Origin of the sequence: Vibrio sp. VP6 (assembly GCF_028823755.1) — a bacterium.
GTDB lineage: Bacteria > Pseudomonadota > Gammaproteobacteria > Enterobacterales > Vibrionaceae > Vibrio > Vibrio parahaemolyticus.
In genome coordinates this window covers 1-2,281 of the sequence record NZ_JAPEID010000115.1, presented here as the reverse complement: position 1 = coordinate 2,281, position 2,281 = coordinate 1, and the positions used below count along the sequence as shown (strand labels likewise).

Sequence of the window (2,281 nt, the reverse complement as noted above, 5' to 3'; positions counted from 1 at the left end):
ACGCTTCGGACGTCGATGGGTTCTTTACTGTAGGCGGTCAACAAAAACAGCTGCAATTAGGGCAACCCCTTATCTGGACGCCGCGCAATGAATTGCTGAAGGTAACGCCAGTGGTGCGCGATGGTGACATGGATGACGTAGAGAGCTACCGCTATGATGCAGGCAGTCAACGTCTGTTAAAAGTCAGCAAACAAAAGGCAGCGAGCAGTGTACAGACACTGCGGGCACTTTATTTACCAGGGATAGAGTTACGCAGCGTAGCGCAGGACAACACAGAAACGGAAAGCTTGCAGGTTATTACCCTAGGTGAGGCAGGTCGAGCTCAAGTACGAGTGTTGCACTGGGAAAAGGGAGGGCCAAGTGAGATAAGTAATGACCAAGTCAGGTACAGTTACGACAGTCTTATCGGTAGCTGCAATCTAGAGGTAGACAGTAGTGGTCACTTCATCAGTATGGAAGAGTATTATCCGTATGGGGGGACAGCTATTTTAACTGCGCGTAATCAGACAGAAGTGAAGTATAAAATGGTCCGCTACTCGGGCAAAGAGCGTGATGCAACCGGTTTGTATTACTATGGTTATCGATACTACCAGCCGTGGGTGGGCAGATGGCTAAGCTCGGATCCGGCAGGGACGGTAGATGGGTTAAATCTGTATCGGATGGTCTGTAACAATCCAGTATCATTTTATGATACAAATGGCCTAGTTAAAACCAGTAGTGGTATTCCAAGTCATAAAGCTTTAGAGGCAGTCGGTCAGGCAGAAGGAGTAAAGATCGGCCAAGCACTTTTAAAGCTCAGTGATAGTCAGGCTCAAAGTCAGACTCAAGCTATTAGGAAGAAGATAAATGCATTTTATAGTGTCAAGAATCGTTATGGCAATGCAATTCAAAACACTAAGACGCTAAAAAAAGCATACGACGCAGTTATGAATGGACAATTAGATACTTTTAATAATAAATATCGTGATGCTAACAGTGGCCAAGATGAATTAATGTCAACGGCAACCGTTCGTAGTATATACAGTGGTATAGCGAGCGTTGAAAAAACAGCTGGTGTAACATTTACACAGGCTCAACACGATCTCGCCTTTGCTTCTTTGGAGCATGTTTCACAAGCTAGGCTTCCTACTGACGGGTCTGGGTATAATCTCGGAACGGGGGGAGTGATGCAGCATCCAACAGGAAAAGGGGCTTTTTTTCACCCTCCTACAGTGAGTTCGAAAGGGGTTCTCTCTTCTCAAAAAAACCATTCTTTATCGGATCGAGCGAGACGAGATCAAGTAATTGGTAAACTGCAAAATGAAGTAAATAACTATGCGATAAGTGGTGGTGATGTAATGGAACCAATTTTGGCAGCTAACTTATTTGCAGCACAATATACGCTTGAAGATTTTACTGGCCCAGCGACTGCTGCAAATATGAATGTCCTGCCGGTTATTAATCAGCAGGCAAGGCAAAGCCAGAGCGAGCAAAGGGATGCAATTAAACATCTGGATAAGCTAGGTCAGACTATACCTTCTGCACCACTAGCAACACTTAATACTCATAACAGTGTTTGGGCTCCTACAAAACGAGCCAAGAATATACAGCGAAGTTTCAGTCCTACACGATTCTTATGAGTACCTTTATATAAGGTGTTTCGAAAAATAAGTAACAGCGTCAAGCTTTTGCTCTTTGGACTGTATTTAGTTAAGGTTTCCTTCTGTTGCTTAAATAACCAATTATATGAAATGCGGCTAGACCAGAAACGACTCCAACACTGAACGAAATTATATCACTTTCAGTAGCTTTCAATACTTGAACTGAAGCAAGTGCACAACTTAGTGAACAAATAAATATTCTAACATACATACTTTTACCCTCTAATAATATACCTACCTCAGCTATGAGGTAGATATATTATGACTAAAATAAGATTGTTAATTGTGTGTGGGGGAGGAAAGGGTTAATAACCATGTCCTCTTCCGCCAGTGGATGAGCCCATCATCCCTCCTCCACTCTGGAGACCATTCCCCATATATCCGCCAGAGCCAACATTTGAGGTTCTATTTCCTTGGTTACCATTGCTATTGCCATTTCCACTCATTGCAGTGGTACATATACCAGTTGCTATACTTGCTGAGGTACTAAAAACAGCCGTGATGGTGAACTCATTAGCAATGAAAGTTTCCATATTTGGCTAGAATGTGAACTAATTGCTGGTTAAAATTTCCAGCTTCTTGCTTTGGGCGTTACCCTACGGGCAAGGTTTTCCGCTTGTATCTTTCATCTATGGACTAAG

General features: G+C 43.1%; 1 protein-coding gene. It reads left to right on the top strand.

The window, feature by feature from the left end; genetic code table 11:
* On the top strand, positions 1-1,619 hold a 1,619-nt coding region (locus OU793_RS24195; RefSeq protein WP_342453750.1), incomplete at its 5' end, for an RHS repeat-associated core domain-containing protein.
* Positions 1,620-2,281 lie beyond the last annotated feature (662 nt).